The 16,023-nt window shown below is 39.6% G+C and carries 15 protein-coding genes, 3 tRNA genes and 1 riboswitch; of the genes, 3 read left to right on the top strand and 15 right to left on the bottom strand.

The genetic code is table 11. From position 1 onward, the window contains the following. Nucleotides 1-40 precede the first annotated feature (40 nt). The gene (gene yycF / locus FOL01_RS01625) at nucleotides 41-745 is read right to left on the bottom strand and encodes a cell wall metabolism response regulator VicR (protein WP_075268996.1); all 705 of its coding nucleotides are present in this window, start codon (nucleotides 743-745) and stop codon (nucleotides 41-43) included. A gap of 251 nt (nucleotides 746-996) precedes the next feature. On the opposite strand from yycF, the gene FOL01_RS01620 reads away from it, so the two are divergent. Further along, nucleotides 997-1,069: transfer RNA gene (locus tag FOL01_RS01620), tRNA-Lys, on the top strand. 83 nt (nucleotides 1,070-1,152) lie between these two features. Here the strand turns inward: FOL01_RS01620 and FOL01_RS01615 are convergent. Together FOL01_RS01615 and guaB are read right to left on the bottom strand one after the other, a co-directional pair. After that, nucleotides 1,153-2,004, bottom strand: coding sequence for an IMP dehydrogenase (locus FOL01_RS01615; RefSeq protein WP_083603395.1), 852 nt, complete (start codon nucleotides 2,002-2,004; stop codon nucleotides 1,153-1,155). Further along, nucleotides 2,004-3,155, bottom strand: a complete 1,152-nt coding sequence (gene guaB / locus FOL01_RS01610; RefSeq protein ID WP_075268994.1) for an IMP dehydrogenase — start codon at nucleotides 3,153-3,155, stop codon at nucleotides 2,004-2,006. The genes FOL01_RS01615 and guaB overlap by 1 nt, the downstream gene beginning before the upstream one ends. Nucleotides 3,156-3,232: 77 nt before the next feature. Next, nucleotides 3,233-3,335: riboswitch (purine riboswitch) on the bottom strand. Between the two features lie 126 nt (nucleotides 3,336-3,461). On the opposite strand from guaB, the gene FOL01_RS01605 reads away from it, so the two are divergent. Both FOL01_RS01605 and FOL01_RS01600 read left to right on the top strand, forming a co-directional pair. After that, nucleotides 3,462-3,534 (top strand) — tRNA-Lys (locus FOL01_RS01605). 107 nt (nucleotides 3,535-3,641) lie between these two features. Then, a tRNA-Lys gene (locus tag FOL01_RS01600) sits at nucleotides 3,642-3,714 on the top strand. A gap of 92 nt (nucleotides 3,715-3,806) precedes the next feature. Here FOL01_RS01600 and purD read toward each other — a convergent pair. The 12 genes from purD to FOL01_RS01540 form a co-directional block, all read right to left on the bottom strand. Next, the gene (gene purD, locus FOL01_RS01595; RefSeq protein WP_075268993.1) at nucleotides 3,807-5,042 is read right to left on the bottom strand and encodes a phosphoribosylamine--glycine ligase; all 1,236 of its coding nucleotides are present in this window, start codon (nucleotides 5,040-5,042) and stop codon (nucleotides 3,807-3,809) included. A 14-nt stretch (nucleotides 5,043-5,056) separates the two neighbouring features. Next, nucleotides 5,057-6,586 carry a bifunctional phosphoribosylaminoimidazolecarboxamide formyltransferase/IMP cyclohydrolase gene (gene purH / locus FOL01_RS01590; protein WP_075268992.1) on the bottom strand — a complete coding sequence of 510 codons (1,530 nt, stop codon included), beginning with the start codon at nucleotides 6,584-6,586 and terminating at the stop codon, nucleotides 5,057-5,059. Nucleotides 6,587-6,588: 2 nt separating this feature from the next. Then, nucleotides 6,589-7,176 (bottom strand): phosphoribosylglycinamide formyltransferase, encoded by a 588-nt coding sequence (purN, locus tag FOL01_RS01585; protein ID WP_075268991.1) that lies wholly within the window; start codon nucleotides 7,174-7,176, stop codon nucleotides 6,589-6,591. Further along, nucleotides 7,173-8,189, bottom strand: coding sequence for a phosphoribosylformylglycinamidine cyclo-ligase (gene purM, locus FOL01_RS01580; RefSeq protein WP_075268990.1), 1,017 nt, complete (start codon nucleotides 8,187-8,189; stop codon nucleotides 7,173-7,175). The genes purN and purM overlap by 4 nt, the downstream gene beginning before the upstream one ends. A 25-nt stretch (nucleotides 8,190-8,214) precedes the next feature. Continuing rightward, nucleotides 8,215-9,675, bottom strand: a complete 1,461-nt coding sequence (purF, locus tag FOL01_RS01575) for an amidophosphoribosyltransferase (protein ID WP_075270599.1) — start codon at nucleotides 9,673-9,675, stop codon at nucleotides 8,215-8,217. Beyond that, nucleotides 9,660-11,894, bottom strand: a complete 2,235-nt coding sequence (gene purL, locus FOL01_RS01570; RefSeq protein ID WP_075268989.1) for a phosphoribosylformylglycinamidine synthase subunit PurL — start codon at nucleotides 11,892-11,894, stop codon at nucleotides 9,660-9,662. The genes purF and purL overlap by 16 nt, the downstream gene beginning before the upstream one ends. Next, nucleotides 11,887-12,573 carry a phosphoribosylformylglycinamidine synthase subunit PurQ gene (gene purQ, locus FOL01_RS01565; protein WP_075268988.1) on the bottom strand — a complete coding sequence of 229 codons (687 nt, stop codon included), beginning with the start codon at nucleotides 12,571-12,573 and terminating at the stop codon, nucleotides 11,887-11,889. Before purQ ends, purL begins: the two co-directional genes overlap by 8 nt. Then, on the bottom strand, nucleotides 12,570-12,833 hold the full coding sequence (gene purS / locus FOL01_RS01560; RefSeq protein ID WP_075268987.1) for a phosphoribosylformylglycinamidine synthase subunit PurS: 264 nt from the start codon (nucleotides 12,831-12,833) through the stop codon (nucleotides 12,570-12,572). Before purS ends, purQ begins: the two co-directional genes overlap by 4 nt. A 1-nt stretch (nucleotide 12,834) precedes the next feature. Further along, nucleotides 12,835-13,572 (bottom strand): phosphoribosylaminoimidazolesuccinocarboxamide synthase, encoded by a 738-nt coding sequence (gene purC, locus FOL01_RS01555; RefSeq protein WP_075268986.1) that lies wholly within the window; start codon nucleotides 13,570-13,572, stop codon nucleotides 12,835-12,837. A 2-nt stretch (nucleotides 13,573-13,574) separates the two neighbouring features. After that, entirely contained in the window at nucleotides 13,575-14,696 is a 1,122-nt protein-coding gene (gene purK / locus FOL01_RS01550) for a 5-(carboxyamino)imidazole ribonucleotide synthase (protein WP_083603394.1), read from the bottom strand. Continuing rightward, nucleotides 14,689-15,180 carry a 5-(carboxyamino)imidazole ribonucleotide mutase gene (gene purE, locus FOL01_RS01545; RefSeq protein WP_075268984.1) on the bottom strand — a complete coding sequence of 164 codons (492 nt, stop codon included), beginning with the start codon at nucleotides 15,178-15,180 and terminating at the stop codon, nucleotides 14,689-14,691. Before purE ends, purK begins: the two co-directional genes overlap by 8 nt. 329 nt (nucleotides 15,181-15,509) lie before the next feature. After that, on the bottom strand, nucleotides 15,510-15,980 hold the full coding sequence (locus FOL01_RS01540) for a hypothetical protein (protein WP_075268983.1): 471 nt from the start codon (nucleotides 15,978-15,980) through the stop codon (nucleotides 15,510-15,512). Between the last annotated feature and the right edge of the window lie 43 nt (nucleotides 15,981-16,023).

Genomic DNA, 16,023 nt, shown 5'->3' with positions numbered 1-16,023 from the left:
CATGCCACTCGGCAAGGCACTAGCCTTTAAATTTAATGATCTATTCTTCTGAAGCTTTCAGATAATAACCAACACCACGACGCGTCATCAAAATTTGTGGATGACTTGGGGTTTCTTCAATTTTTTCACGAATACGTCGTACGGTAACATCTACTGTACGTACATCACCAAAATAATCATAGCCCCATACCGTTTGTAGTAAATCATCACGTGTCATAACTTGTCCAATATGTTTTGACAAATGATGCAACAATTCAAACTCACGGTGGGTCAATTCAATATCTTGTCCGTTTTTAGAAACCATATAGGCATCGGGGTGGATAGTTAATGCACCGATTTTAATATCGCTACTATCATCGATTTGACCTGGTTGGCCAGAAACTGGTGATTGGCGACGTAAATTAGCCTTGATTCGCGCTAATAGTTCTCGATTTGAAAAAGGCTTTGTGACGTAATCATCTGCACCCATTTCTAATCCAAGTACTTTGTCAATTTCCGAATCCTTAGCAGTAACCATGATAACTGGTGTCTGAGATTTTGTCCGAATTTGACGTAATACTTCAGTTCCTTCAACTTCAGGTAACATTTGATCAAGCAAAACCAAGTCTGGTTCCTCACTCTCAAATAAATCTAAAGCTTCACGACCATCCATCGCCACAGCGACATCATAACCTTCTTTAGTTAAATTAAATTTTATAATATCTGAGATAGGCTTTTCGTCATCTACGACCAATATTTTACTCATCACTATATCCTCCCAGGAGTGGGTCTCTGGTTGATATTATATCATGCAAGTAGGCTTTACCAAAATAAAACTTTATCAAAAATTTAAAAAACTAATAAAAACAACCGACCATTCTTAACTTTTAACCTATTTTCCATCGTCAAAACTCCTGACTGTGCAAAAAATAATACTATTTTCCTATTTATTACTTGCATTATTTTTTCGCAGGTGGTATATTATTATTCGTTGTTGTGAAACAACATCATTCATTTGGACAAGTAGCTCAGTTGGTAGAGCAACGGACTCTTAATCCGTGGGTCCAGGGTTCGAGCCCCTGCTTGTCCACTAATATAGAAAACCGTCGGAATTTTTATTCCGACGGTTTTTTCTAATTATTGTTATTAACCTTTACCACCATTAGTTCAAACTTAGACATGATGATAATTTGGCGCAGCCTTAATTGATGCAATATCATGCGGATGACTTTCAGTTAAACCAGCTGAAGTGATTTGCACAAATTGTGCTTTTTGACGTAGCGTTTCAACGTTATCCGATCCTGTATAACCCATACCTGATCGCAAACCACCACTAATTTGAAAAAGATTATCAGAAACACTATCTGTAATCATTTTTTCATCAATCATCGTTGCCACCGCACCAGCAGCCAACGCCTTAACCACATCACCAGTATATTGGATATCCGAACCAAGAATAACGTTTTTATCAAACTTAGCCGCTTGTTCTGCAAAATCCATAACAGTGGTAACCGTATGCTGCAACGGCTGACCAGCTGTTGTACCGATAATGATTGTGTCTGCACCTGCTAATAATGATTGCTTTGCAATTTCCAAATCATCTACTGGTCCGATCCAGACTGGTAATGCATTAAAGCCAGATTTAATTTCACTAATGTTTTTTACCAAAAAATTTTGATTATCAGTTGGTAGGACTTGCACAACATCAGCACCTGCTTGTACCAATTCATCTACAGTATCAGCAGCTTCTACCGATACCCCAACTAGATATTGATTATCTAATTGCTTAATTTTGGTCACGTTTTCAGGCGTTGACAACTGTACTGGCAAAATGGCCAATGTGCCTTCTTTTGCAAAATCAATTGCATTTGCCACAGCTGCAAATCTCGTTGCGCCAACTACCGGAATTGATAGTGTCATATTTTCAGCAACCTGTGTACTAATATCAATTTCATTTGGTAATACATCGGAAGCACTTGGTACCAACAACACATCATCAAGTCCTAGTCCATTTTGGCTAAACATTATACTAATTCCTCCTTGTTTTGCATGATGCGTACGCTTTGTGGCACTTTTGCATAATCTTGTGTATCTGTCGTAGCTACCAGCCGACCATTTTTGGCAGCCTGTGAAATAGCGTGAAAACCACCGTTGATCAAATCGTCGGATACTGCTGTTAATAATGGCTGTAACACATCAAGTAACGTGCCTTTGTATGGCGTCTGCCCTTCAATGCCTTCTGGTACCATCTTATTAGCTTCGTTAACTTCACCTTGGAAATAGCGATCTTTTGAACCGTTTTGCATAGCAGCAATCGATCCCATACCCCGATAAGCTTTGAAGCGGCGCCCACTCTCTTTATCCGTAAATACCTCACCCGGTGTTTCAAACGTACCTGCAAGAACTGACCCTAACATAATCGCGTGACCACCAGCTAAAATAGCTTTCGTCATATCCGTTGATGTTTTGATGCCACCATCAGCTATAATTGTTCGATGATATTCTTGGGCTGCTTCTGCTGCCCCAGCAATGGCTGAAATTTGAGGAACACCGACACCAGAAACAACGCGCGTCGTACAAATCGATCCAGGGCCAATGCCAACCTTAGCCACATCGGCACCGGCTTCATATAGTGCAATTGCACCAGCTTTTGTGGCAACATTACCGGCGATAATATTGATTTCAGGAAAAGCATCACGGACTTCACGAATTTTACGTAAGACACCTGCCGAATGTCCATGAGCTGAATCAAGTACAATTGCATCGGCACCAGCCGCTACCAATTTTTCAACACGTTCAAGAGTATTTGATGTGACACCAACGGCACCAGCAACTAATAAACGACCCTGTTGGTCAACAGCAGCATTGACGTCAATGCTTAAATCTACAGGTGATTCTTTCACCAAACGAATTTCAGCCGCCTGTTCCGCAATCAACATATTTTTGTGAATCACGCCAAGACCACCAAACTTTGCTAAAGCAATTGCCATTGTTGATTCTGTGACCGTATCCATCGCAGCCGATAAAATTGGTTGATTTAATTTCAGCGTTGGCGTAAGGATGGTTTTCATAGATAGTTCATCTTCTTGATCACCCGAATAACCAGTTGGTAATGTAACGTCTTGAAAGGTTAATCCCATTGGTACAAATTTGTTTGCAATGCTATATCCAGCCATATTTCCTCCATTTTTTTGTATAAAAAAAGCATTTGTTAGATTGTATAGAATCCAACAAATGCTAGTAAAGTCGAAAGTTTTACTAAACAGTTGTGGATTGTCGCCTATTATTGGGTAGGCGGTAGAAACTTGTTAGCCCATTTATCTAACGATTAAATCTACAAGGTATTTCATATTTATTTATCAACTGATTTTACTCATCTCAAGAAAAAATGCAAGTACAAATTTTTTATAAAGAAAATCCTTGCACACCTCTGCTTTATATGGTATATTATTATCCGTTGTTGTGAAACAATTAATTCACTTGGACAAGTAGCTCAGTTGGTAGAGCAACGGACTCTTAATCCGTGGGTCCAGGGTTCGAGCCCCTGCTTGTCCACTACGTAAAGGCTGATATTAAATCAGTCTTTTTTATTTTAAAAAACTCTTGCACATATACTTATTATATGATATATTATTTGTTGTTGCGAGACAATTAATTCATTTGGACAAGTAGCTCAGTTGGTAGAGCAACGGACTCTTAATCCGTGGGTCCAGGGTTCGAGCCCCTGCTTGTCCACTAATTTAAAGGGAATGACTAATAGTCATTCCCTTTTTTTATGCTTAGAATGTATGACTTAGAGCTCATAAAAAATAAAGCATAAACTCATTTCAATCCTCGATGTCACGAAATCCAATATCCGTTCGATAGTAAAATCCCGCCAGATTTAAATCTTCCAACGCTTCATTAACACGTTTTTGGGCCTCTTTCAGGCTTGATGCATGTGCAATAAGTGTAAAAATACGACCGCCAACACTATATAATTGGCCATTTTCTGCAACGACACCCGCATAGAATACATTTTGTGGTAAGTCCGGTAAGGCAATATGCTGTTTAGGCATAGCCGGATACCCTGATGCCACAACAACAGTTCCTAAATAATATTCTTGATTTTGCCAGACCATTTGTGGATCTTTCCCAACAATCAAATTTGTGATTGCAGTATAAAAATCACTCTCTAGTTGTGGTAACAAAATTTGAGCTTCCGGATCACCTAAACGAACATTGAATTCAATCACTTTAACACCTGTATTCATTAACATGCATCCAATATATAGCGTCCCCGCATACATTAATTTTTCTCGTCGCAGACCAGTCATAATGGGTGTTACCACCATTTGTTTAACTTGATCAATAACTTCATCTGTAATATGGGGCACGGGTGAATAAGCACCCATACCACCTGTATTAGGGCCAGTGCCCCCTACATATATTTTTTTATGATCCTGTGAGATTGGCAAAATAACTGGTTCTGGACCGCCCAAAAATAACATCAACGAGAATTCTTCACCATCAAGATATTCTTCCACCAAAATCTGATCTGTTTTTTGTAAAGCATCTTGCAAGGCTGGGGCTAGTTCATTGGTTTCTTTAACAATTTGAACCCCCTTACCACCTGCTAAACCATTCTCTTTAATGACTATTGGTAGGGACAATTGTTGTGCATATGAAAATGCATGCTCAAAATCTTTAAACGACGCAAAGTCAGCGGTAGGCACTTGATGCCGTTTCATAAATTCTTTAGCAAACTGCTTATCACTTTCTAACTTAGACGCCACTTGTTTAGGTCCAAAAACTCGTAACCCTTTAGCCATCAAAAAATCCACTATTCCATCTGCCAAAGGCGCCTCAGGACCTACAAATACTAAATCAATTTGCTGCTGTTGAGCAAACAACGCGACTTTTTCAAAATCTTTCTCTGATATAGCAACCGTTTGAATGCCGTCAGATTGCATCCCCGAGTTTCCAGGCACACAAAAAACTGTTTCAACCTGATCACTATTAAGAAAAGTCACAGCGATTGCATGTTCACGGGCACCAGTGCCAATGACAAGAACATTAGCCATCAAGATTCCCCCTTCTAATGTCTAAAGTGACGCACACCAGTCGTCACCATGGCAATACCATACTTATCGGCCATCGCAATAGAATCTTTATCACGAATACTTCCTCCTGGTTGAACGATCGCTTTAATATTGTGCTGTGCGGCATACTCAACGCAATCGTCCATTGGGAAGAAGGCATCTGAGGCCAAAATAGCATGTTCATAACCTTCTTTAGGCATCGCTTTTTGGATTGCAATCTTGGTTGCATCAATGCGATTAGGTTGTCCCATGCCAACGCCTAGAGTTTTTGTAGCTGTTGTGACAACAATGGCATTACTTTTTACAAACTTCACGACATGTTGACCAAATTGCAACGCTTGCAATTGTGCAGCCGTTGGTTGTGCCTTAGTTACCACTTTGAAATCTGACACTTTTTCAACTTGTCGGTCAGTTTCCTGGACAAGTAACCCACCACTAACTGCAATCGTTTCGAAACGTTCTGCCTCATCACGATGGCTTAAGTCGGCCTGCAATAAACGAATATTCTTTTTCTTGCCAAGAATCTCCAAGGCTTCAGCACTAAATGATGGTGCAATGACAATTTCCAAGAAAATTTCATTCATTTTTTGGGCAGTCGCTGCATCAATCTCACGATTAACTGCAACGATACCACCAAAAATCGACATCGGATCTGATTCATACGCCTCGTCCCAAGCTTGTTCAATATTATCAGCAATACCAACACCACACGGATTCATATGCTTCATTGCAATCACACATGGTTCTGCAAATTCACTAACCATATTTAAGGCTGCATTAGCATCCTTCAAATTATTGAAAGATAACTCCTTACCATGTAATTGTTTCGTGATAATTGATAACTTTGCCGGAATAGGGTTACGGTAAAAAGCCGCTGATTGATGGCTATTTTCACCATAACGTAGGCTTTGTTGTTTCTCATATGTTAATGTTAACTTCTCAGGTAATTCTTCAGTTGTCAGGTAATTTGCAACCAACGCATCATACGCCGCCGTGTGTTGAAATACTTTTGCTGCCAATTCCTTTCTGAAAGTTAAATCTTCTTGACCAGCTTCTAAAAATGATATCACCCGTTCATAGTCGGCAGTATCCACCACTGACAAAACATCGGCAAAGTTTTTTGCGGCCGCACGTAACATTGATGGCCCGCCAATATCAATTTGCTCGATTGCTTCTGCTTCAGTTGTTTCAGGTTTTTTAATCGTTTCCTTGAAAGGATACAAATTAACAACAACTAAATCAATAGGTGAAATACTCGCTTCTTCGAGTTGTGCCATGTGCGCCGAATTATGATGTTTTGCTAGTAATCCACCATGAATTTTCGGATGCAAAGTTTTGACACGGCCGTCTAGCATTTCAGGAAAACCAGTAATGTCTTCAACACCAATAACGGATAGTCCGCCATCTTCAAGGACTTTTTTTGTTCCCCCAGTTGAAATAATTTCAAAATCTAGGACAATTAACTGGCGCGCGAATTCCAATAAACCTGTTTTATCTGAAACACTCAACAATGCTCTTTTAGTCATTTTTAGAATTCTCCTTTTTCTAATAGCTCTTTAACAACTGATGGATAAAATTTATGTTCAACTTGATGAATCCTTTGCTCAAGATCAGTAAGCTGATCTGTTTTATAAATCGGTACCTGACGCTGGGCAATAATCCGACCCGAATCGACACCTGCATCAACCCAATGAATTGTTACGCCAGTTGTTGACACGCCTGCTTCATAAGCATCCTCAATGCCCTGACGACCAGGAAAACTCGGTAATAATGCTGGGTGAATATTGACCATTTTACCGGCATATCCTGCTAATAAGGTTGGACCGATAATTCGCATATATCCTGCTAACAAAATAAAATCAATTTGTTCAGCAGCTAACCTTGCTGCAATAATAGCTTCTGCTGATGCTTTATCTGGATAGTCACGAAAATTGACTGCCAAGGTAGGGACACCCTCATTTTTAGCACGTTGCAATACTGGCACATTTTGGTGATCACAGACTAGTAACGCAACTTGAACTGACATTTTTTCACGCTTAAATGCCTGACATAAGGCTGTAAAATTAGATCCCTCACCTGAAGCAAAAATCGCTATTTTTTTGGTTATTGACTTCACTGCAATTCGCCTTTCAATTTGACTTCCTGTTGTCCCGAAACAACTCGACCAATTTGATAAACCCTTTCACCTGACTGTTGTAATAACGTCATCACCTTTTCTACATTGGCCGGATCAACTGCTAGAACCATGCCAATTCCTAAATTAAAAGTCTGCGTCATATCCGTAAATGTTAGCCGACCCAATTCTTGTAACGAATGCATAATTCGTGGCATTGGCCAAGTCGCTACATTTATTTCAGCACTCTGGTCTTTATCCAAAATACGACCAACATTTTCAATTAGTCCACCACCAGTAATGTGGGCAATGGTATGTACTAGCTTTTGTTCTATCAAAGGATAGACCGCATCAACATAGATTCGGGTAGGTTTTAACAATTCAGTTTGCAAATCGTGTTTGTAACCTGGCAATGTCTCATGTAATGAAAAGTCATTTTGTTTAAATAAAATATCACGTACCAAGCTAAATCCGTTTGAATGTAAACCATTTGATGCTAAACCAATGAGTACATCACCATTTTTCGTATTCTCAGCTGTTAATAACTGTTTTTTGTCAGCAATACCAACCGCAAATCCCGCTAAATCATAATGTTGCGTAGCATACATATCGGGCATTTCAGCCGTTTCACCACCTAATAGCAGTGCACCAGCTTGTTTCACCCCTTCGACCACGCCAGTTATAATATCTTTGGCTTGTCCTTGATCTAAATGACCAGTTCCCAAATAGTCGAGAAAAAACAACGGCTTGGCTCCCTGCGATAACACATCATTAGCACACATAGCCACCAAATCGATGCCCACTTGCGTATTCTTATTCGCTTGAATTGCAATCAGCAATTTGGTGCCAACACCATCAGTTCCTGCAACTAAAACCGGTTCTTGATATGATCCAATGTCTAACGAAAATAGTCCGCCAAACGAACCCAACGATTCATTGTGTGCTAATTTTTTTATTTGATCGACCAATTGATATCCTGCATTGATATCAACGCCCGCCTCTTTATAGGCCTCCATTCTATGATCCTTTCCTGTTAAGATATTATGATGTCGTTACATGTTGAGGCTCATCTTGCCGACCTAATTTTTCTTGCTCTTGGTCGTATTGTTCTTGATAATCATAAAGTGGTGTTGGATATTTACCATCAAAATAAGCAACACACAAACTACCATTCGGTGCACCAGTATTTAACCCAACGGCTTTTATTAAACTTGGTACACTTAAAAATCCTAATGAATCCGCTCCAAATGTTTGTCGCATTTCTGCCAAAGTTTGATTTGCCGCAATCAATTCACTGGCGTGTTGAATATCTATCCCATAAAAGCAAGGATACTTTAGTGCTGGTGAGGCTATTCGCAAGTGAACTTCTGCTGCTCCAGCATCTTTTAATAACTTCACGATGCGCCGGCTAGTTGTGCCACGTACGATAGAATCATCAACCAGAACAACTCGTTTCCCAGCTACAACACCTTTGACAGCTGACAATTTCATATTCACACCTTGTTCACGTAATTTTTGAGTAGGCTGAATAAATGTGCGGGCAGAATACTGATTTTTAATCAACCCCATTTCATAAGGCACCCCTGACTCCTGGGCATAACCCATGGCCGCCGACAAAGAAGAATTGGGCACACCGGTTACCAAATCGGCTTCAACTGGTTGTTCCTTGGCTAATAGTGCTCCCATACGTTTACGAGCAGAATGCACATTTACACCGTAAATATCTGAATCTGGGCGGGCAAAATAAATAAATTCCATTGAACAAATTGCTAATTGCGTGTCTGTCGTGTAAGCAGAAATTGATAACCCTGACTCATCAATTCGCAATAATTGACCGGGTTGTACATCACAGAAAAAAATCGCACCGACAGCATCTAAGGCGCAGGTTTCGCTACAGACCACAAAGCCACCATTCGGCAATTTACCAACAACAAGTGGTCGAAAACCATTTGTATCAAGGGCAGCATAAAGACAATCCTTCGTCAATAATAAATAAGCAAAACCACCTTTAATTGTCCGCAAAGCATCCTTAACTTGTTCATCTAACGTTGTTGCTTTACTCAATCGGATAAGATGCATTAAATTCTCTGAATCTGAACTTGAATGATATATCGCACCTCTATCTTCTAAGTTTTTTCGAATTGTCTCTGCATTTGTCAAATTACCATTGTGAGCAAGTGCAAACTGTGTGTCACTAAAATTGAAAGGTAATGGTTGAATATTTTCTAGTAAATTACTACCTGCCGTTGAATAACGAACATGTCCTATCGCTGCTTGTCCTTGGAGTTGTTCAAGATCTGCTGCATTGAATACATCGTTAAGTAAACCTAAACCACGTTTCGTTCTAAGTTGTCCATCATCATTAATCGTGATGCCTGCGCCTTCTTGACCACGGTGTTGCAATGCAAATAAACCAGTATAGGTTAAAAATGCTGCATCTGGCGTACCCCAGACGCCAAAGACACCACATTCCTCATTCAAATGACTTAATTCAGACTGCATGGCAAAGCTCCTTTCCAAGTATCCAATGCTTGAGCAATTGACAGATCAAATGCACCATCTTGCGCCGTGACTTGCAAACGGGCATCGTCAGTCACTTGACCTAAATACGTTGCAGGTGCGCCGACTAATTGTTTGAATGCCACTTGATTTTCAGGACTAACAGAAACAACAAAACGCGATTGCGTTTCAGCGAAAAATTGACGAACCGATAATTTACTCGTCAAGTCAACACCTAACTGATTACCAAATGTCGCTTCGGTAATCGCAACAATCAAGCCACCTTCTGAAACATCATGTGCGCTTTGCAACAGGTTATTTTGAATTGCCTGCGTCACAAGATTTTGTATTTTAACTTCATAATCCAAGTCAAAATCAAATAATTGACCTGAAATTTCACCGGTCTGCAATCGCTGAATCTCAGAACCATTAAAATCCTGATGTGTTTGACCAATGACATAAACGAAATCACCAGCTTGTTTGAAATCCTGAGTGGTAATGTGTTCGAGTCCTTGAATCAAACCAACCATCCCCACCATTGGCGTTGGGTAAATTGGTACATCGTTGAATTCATTGTTTAAAGAAACATTACCAGAGATAACTGGCGTGGCAAACTTTTCACACGCCTCACCCATTCCTTGCACCGCTTGATCTAATTCATAAAATTGTTCCGGCTTTTCTGGATCACCAAAATTCAAACAATCCGTTATACCTAGTGGTACAGCTCCGGAAGCGACAATATTTCTTGCCGCTTCGGCCACAGCCATTTGACCACCAATTCGTGGATTTAGATATAGGTAACGTCCATTAACATCTGTTGTCATTGCCAGTGCCTTATCATGGTGACGAATTCTAACAACCGCTGCATCAGAACCAGGTTTCACCAGCGTGTTCGTTTGAACTTGTGAGTCATAAGTTTCATAAACACTTTCCTTCGAAGCAATTGTCAACTGAGCTAACATTTGCATTAAAACTTCAGTGGCTGAAGAAACTTCTGGCATAAACTGTTGTTTACTAGCTTGCTCGATTCGTGCTGGCACTTTACTTTCACGGTGATAAACAGGCGCCTGTGATACGAGTGCATCAACTGGCACATCAGCAACAACTTGACCATGATGCACTAATTGATAACTATCATTATCAGTAACATGTCCAATTACAACTGCTTCCACACCATATTCGTCAAATACTTCTAATACTTCATCTTCACAGCCACTCTTGACGCATAACAACATTCGTTCTTGTGATTCTGATAACATCATTTCAAAAGGTGTCATATCGGCCTCACGTTGAGGCACTAAATCCAAATCTAAAATCATACCATTGCCGCCAGCTTTTGAACCCATTTCTGCTGAAGAAGATACCAGCCCTGCAGCACCCATGTCCTGCATACCAACCAAAGCATCTGCATGATGCTCACTGATTGCTAAACATGCTTCCATAACTAATTTTTCAGTAAAGGGATCCCCAACTTGAACAGCAGACCGTTGACTTTCATGTTCGGAATCAAATTGTGCTGATGCAAATGATGCACCATTAATCCCATCGCGACCGGTTTTAGCACCAACATAAATAATACTGTTACCGACACCCGCCGCTGCACCAACTTGAATGTTTTCCAAATCCATTAGGCCAACACACATCACATTGACCAGTGGATTATGATCATAAGCATCATCAAACGCCATATCGCCACCTACAGTAGGAACACCAATACAATTACCATATGCACTGATACCAGCGACAACTTGTGAAATTAAATAATGATCTGCTGCAGTACGAGGCGTCCCGAAACGCAAACTATCTAAACTTGCAATTGGGCGAGCACCCATTGAAAAAATATCACGTAAAATACCACCAACCCCAGTCGTTGCTCCTTGAAACGGTTCAACTGCTGATGGATGATTATGACTTTCAGCTTTAAAAACTACCCCTTGGCCATCACCGATATCAATAATGCCGGCACCTTCACCTGGCCCCTTTACAACACGAGGTCCAGTGGTAAAGAATTTTTTTAAAACTGGTTTTGAATTTTTGTATGAACAGTGTTCACTCCACATACCTGAAAATAATCCGACTTCAGTATAATTTGGTAAACGCCTTAGAATTTCATTTTTAATTAATTGATATTCGTCATCCGATAGCCCCAATGAACGATAAAGTTTTTGTTCTTCAATATCTGCGGGTGAAATTTCTGCCGTTTTAACACCAACACTACTCATAGCTAACCACCTCATGTTTCTTAACAAAGTTAATTATCGATGCAAATAATTGGACACCATCATCTGATCCCAATATTTTTTCAACCGCTCGTTCTGGGTGTGGCATCATGCCCAAAACATTGCCTTCACTATTAGTAACACCAGCAATACCACCCAAACTACCATTAGGGTTGTTTTGATACCTAAAAACAATTTGGTCATTCTCTTCTAACGTTTTAAGTGTTTCAGCATCACAATAATAATTGCCATCACCATGAGCAATTGGTAACGTAATGACTGCACCGGTTTCGTACAATGATGAAAAGGGTGTTTGATTATTTGCAACAACTAGCTGTTGATCTCGACACACAAATTTAGCAACAGTATTTTTTTGCAAGGTACCTGGTAAAAGACCCGCTTCTGTAAGAATTTGAAAACCATTACAGATACCAATAACTGGTTTTCCACTTTTCGCAAATTGTTGTAACGCTGGAACAATCGGTGCAAAACGTGCAATCGCACCACTACGTAAATAGTCGCCATAAGAAAACCCACCCGGCACAATCACTGCATCAAAATCAATCAACGAATCTGCTTCATAAGAAACTAATTCTGCTTCTTCATGAAACACGTCCGAAACAGCATAATAGGCATCTAACTCACAGTTAGATCCAGGAAATGCTAAAATCGCAAATCTCATTGTATTGCCTCCGAGTCGCTAATTTCATAGCGATAGTTCTCCATGTTAAAATTCGCTAACATCCGATCACAAATCTCATTAACTTCATTTTCAATTTCTGCATGACTCAATTGATTTGCAAACGTTAATTCAAAAGACTTTCCCACCTTTAAATCAACAATATCATCATAACCAAGGCGACCTAATGCTTGTTTAATTGCCTCAGCCTCTGGATTTAAAATTGATTCTTTGTAGTTCACAAAAACTTTAACGACTGTCATTTTAGACCTCCTCCGAGTGCTGTAAGCGTTGCAAAATTTCTTCATAGACCGGCACCATTTCACCTAATCCTTTACGGAAAATGTCCTTATCTAGTGACTCTTTTGTGTTCATATCAACTAAACGACAATTATCAGGCGACAATTCATCCGCCAAGATGACATCCCCGGCTGTTGTTAATCCAAATTCAAGTTTAAAATCAACAAGTTGTACATTCATTTTGGTGAAAATTTGAATCAAATGTTGATTAACTTGTCGTGCAAGTTTACGAATCTCTGTAATTTGATCGCTTGTCGCAACCCCCAATGCCAAAGCATCATCATCATTCAAAAAGGGGTCATCTAATGCATCGTTTTTATAGAAAAATTCAATGACTGGTTGTTCAAATTTTTGCAAATAATCTACTTGATAACGTTTTACAAAACTACCAGATGCATAATTACGAACAACCGTTTCCAAAGGAATAATTTGGACCCGCTGGACCAATTGATCAGTTGGCCCAAGTTGTTCAATAAAATGATTCTCAATGCCTTGTGTCCGTAAGTCGGTAAATAATTGTGATGAGATGGCACAATTCACCTTCCCTTTATCTGCCATCCGCACCTTGCGTTTACCATTCAAGGCCGTTACTTGATCCATATAATGGACCCACAAAACCTCCGGATTAGTAGTGGCGTACATTTCTTTTGCTTTTCCTTGATACAACAGTTCTTGTTTTTCTACTCCTGACAATTCAAGCATGGTTAATTCTCCCCTTTTAGCATGGCGGTCTTTGCAAGTAATTCATCAACATCAGTGCCAACAACGGTAATATGGCCTAATTTTCTTTGTGGTCTAATTTCTGCTTTGCCATAATCATGAAAATGCCATTCGGGACGTTTATTTAGTAATTCTCGTGCTAGTGTTAAGTCATTTCCCAATAAATTACGCATCACTGCAGGATGCTCTTGCTTAATTATTGGTATCGGCAACCCACAAATACTCCGAATGTGAGCTTCAAATTGTGAGATATTACATGCCTCAATCGTATAGTGACCTGAATTATGTGGCCGAGGAGCCAATTCATTGACAATCAATTCATGATCATTAATAACAAAAAATTCAATACCTAAAACACCATAGAGATCGAGCTTTTCAGCAATTTTTTCAGCATAACTTTTGGCTTTTTGACGTAACGTTTCAGGAAATTGATCAGCAGCAATCGTTGTATGTAAAATGTGATTTTTGTGTTGATTCGTTACCAACGGAAAAGTATAAGTTTTTTGATGCAAATCTCGTGTCACCATAATTGAGGCTTCCGCTTGAAAATTTTGACGTGCTTCTAAGATACATGGTGCTTGATCATACAATTGCTTAGCAGTTATCAAGTCTGCAGAGTTATTAATATCAAGCTGACCATGGCCATCATACCCACCACTAACTGTTTTTAAAAGCGCTGGATAGCCAACTTTCGTAATAGCCGTTTGTAACGATGCTGCATCAACAACTGCTGCAAATTCTGTTACTGGTACCTGTACATCTCTCAAAAAATTTTTCTCTCGCAAACGTTGCCCTGTAATGTGCAGTAAATTAACACCCTGCGGTAAGGTCGCATATGCCGCAGCCTTTTTTAAAGTTTCTTCAGCAACATTTTCAAATTCATAGGTTAAAACCGCACTACGATGGGCTAAATCCAATAACGCTGCTTCATCATCATAAGCTGCTTTTATTTGAAAATCCGCAACTTGGGCAGCGGGTGCATCCGGTGTAGGATCTAGGATGCCTACCTTATACCCCATACTTTTAGCACTTAGTGTCATCATTTGACCTAATTGTCCACCCCCAACAATACCGATAGTAGCTGGTGGTAAAATTGTTTCAATCAAAACGCGCCTCACTTTCGATAGATTCTTGATGTTGCATCTGTTTGAATGTAACTAATTTTTCTTGCACATCCAATTGTGTGACTGCCAAAATTTGCGCCGCTAAAATAGCTGCATTATTAGCACCAGCTTCACCAATACTAACTGTCGCAACTGGCGTCCCCGCTGGCATCTGAACAATTGAAAGCAATGAATCCATTCCATTTAATGTTCGTGTTTTTATCGGCACCCCAATCACAGGTAATGTCGTATTTGCTGCAATCATCCCTGGCAAATGAGCGGCACCTCCTGCACCAGCAATAATCACCTTATTTCCTTGTGTGCGTGCCTTTTGTCCAAATTCTTGTAGTTCATTAGGCATACGATGGGCTGATATGGCATGCTTTTCATATGATATCCCTAACTTTTCAAGTTGCTCACATACTAGTTTCATTGTTGACCAATCTGAAATCGACCCCATCAATATCGCAACGTCGTTTGTCCCCATTCTTCCCCACCTTTTACTTTTTATTGTCTTGCCCTATTTTTCACCTTCATAATACTTAACTTTATTAATCGAGTCAACACTTTTCGTTCGTGTTTATTTATCAATTTAGTTTTTAATCTGTTTTTTATTTTAATAAAGTTCGTTTTTATCTATATTTGTATAAAAGGAATAGTGCAAAAATCGTTTTAAAGCTGGTGGTAACAATGCACCTCAGACTTTCGTGATGCGTTTATGCCTTAGTTTTTTAGACCCTAAGTCATACGATTTCAACAAAAAAAGAGCTGGAACTTATTTTGTCCCAACTCTTCTTTTGTTTAAATTAATTTTGATTACTTATTATCTGAAATCTTTTGTTGCACATTAACCGTTGCTTCTGCTGTATCAATCAAACGTTCAATATTGTCTTCATTAGCATCGCCTGGATACTTTGCCTGCAATTCTTCCTCATACGTATCCACATATGAATCTTCAAATGCGTCAACCGCATCTTCAACAGACGCTGTTTTAATCAAGTCATTCTTCTGTTCTTTAATGAACTTATCAAGATCATCACTTACACGCTTGTTGGCTTCTTCTTGTGAAGGTAATGCAACAGAGCTACTATTTTGTGTGTCATTACTTTGACTGCTTACAGAGCTACTTGAATTCTGCTTTAGCGATGAAGCACGTGATTCACTATAGCTTGATTCATATTGATCCTCTGCTCTATCATTTTGGTAATCCGAAGCATAATGAACGCCGACTCCACCTAATACAATACCTAGTACAAATACTAAAATATACATCAATGTTTTTTTCATAAGCTTCCCCCTTTACGTTAGCATTATAACTAATACTTCTCGG

The organism is Weissella thailandensis, from assembly GCF_001932615.1.
GTDB classification, from domain to species: domain Bacteria; phylum Bacillota; class Bacilli; order Lactobacillales; family Lactobacillaceae; genus Weissella; species Weissella thailandensis.
This window is presented reverse-complemented; position numbering and strand designations above follow the sequence as displayed.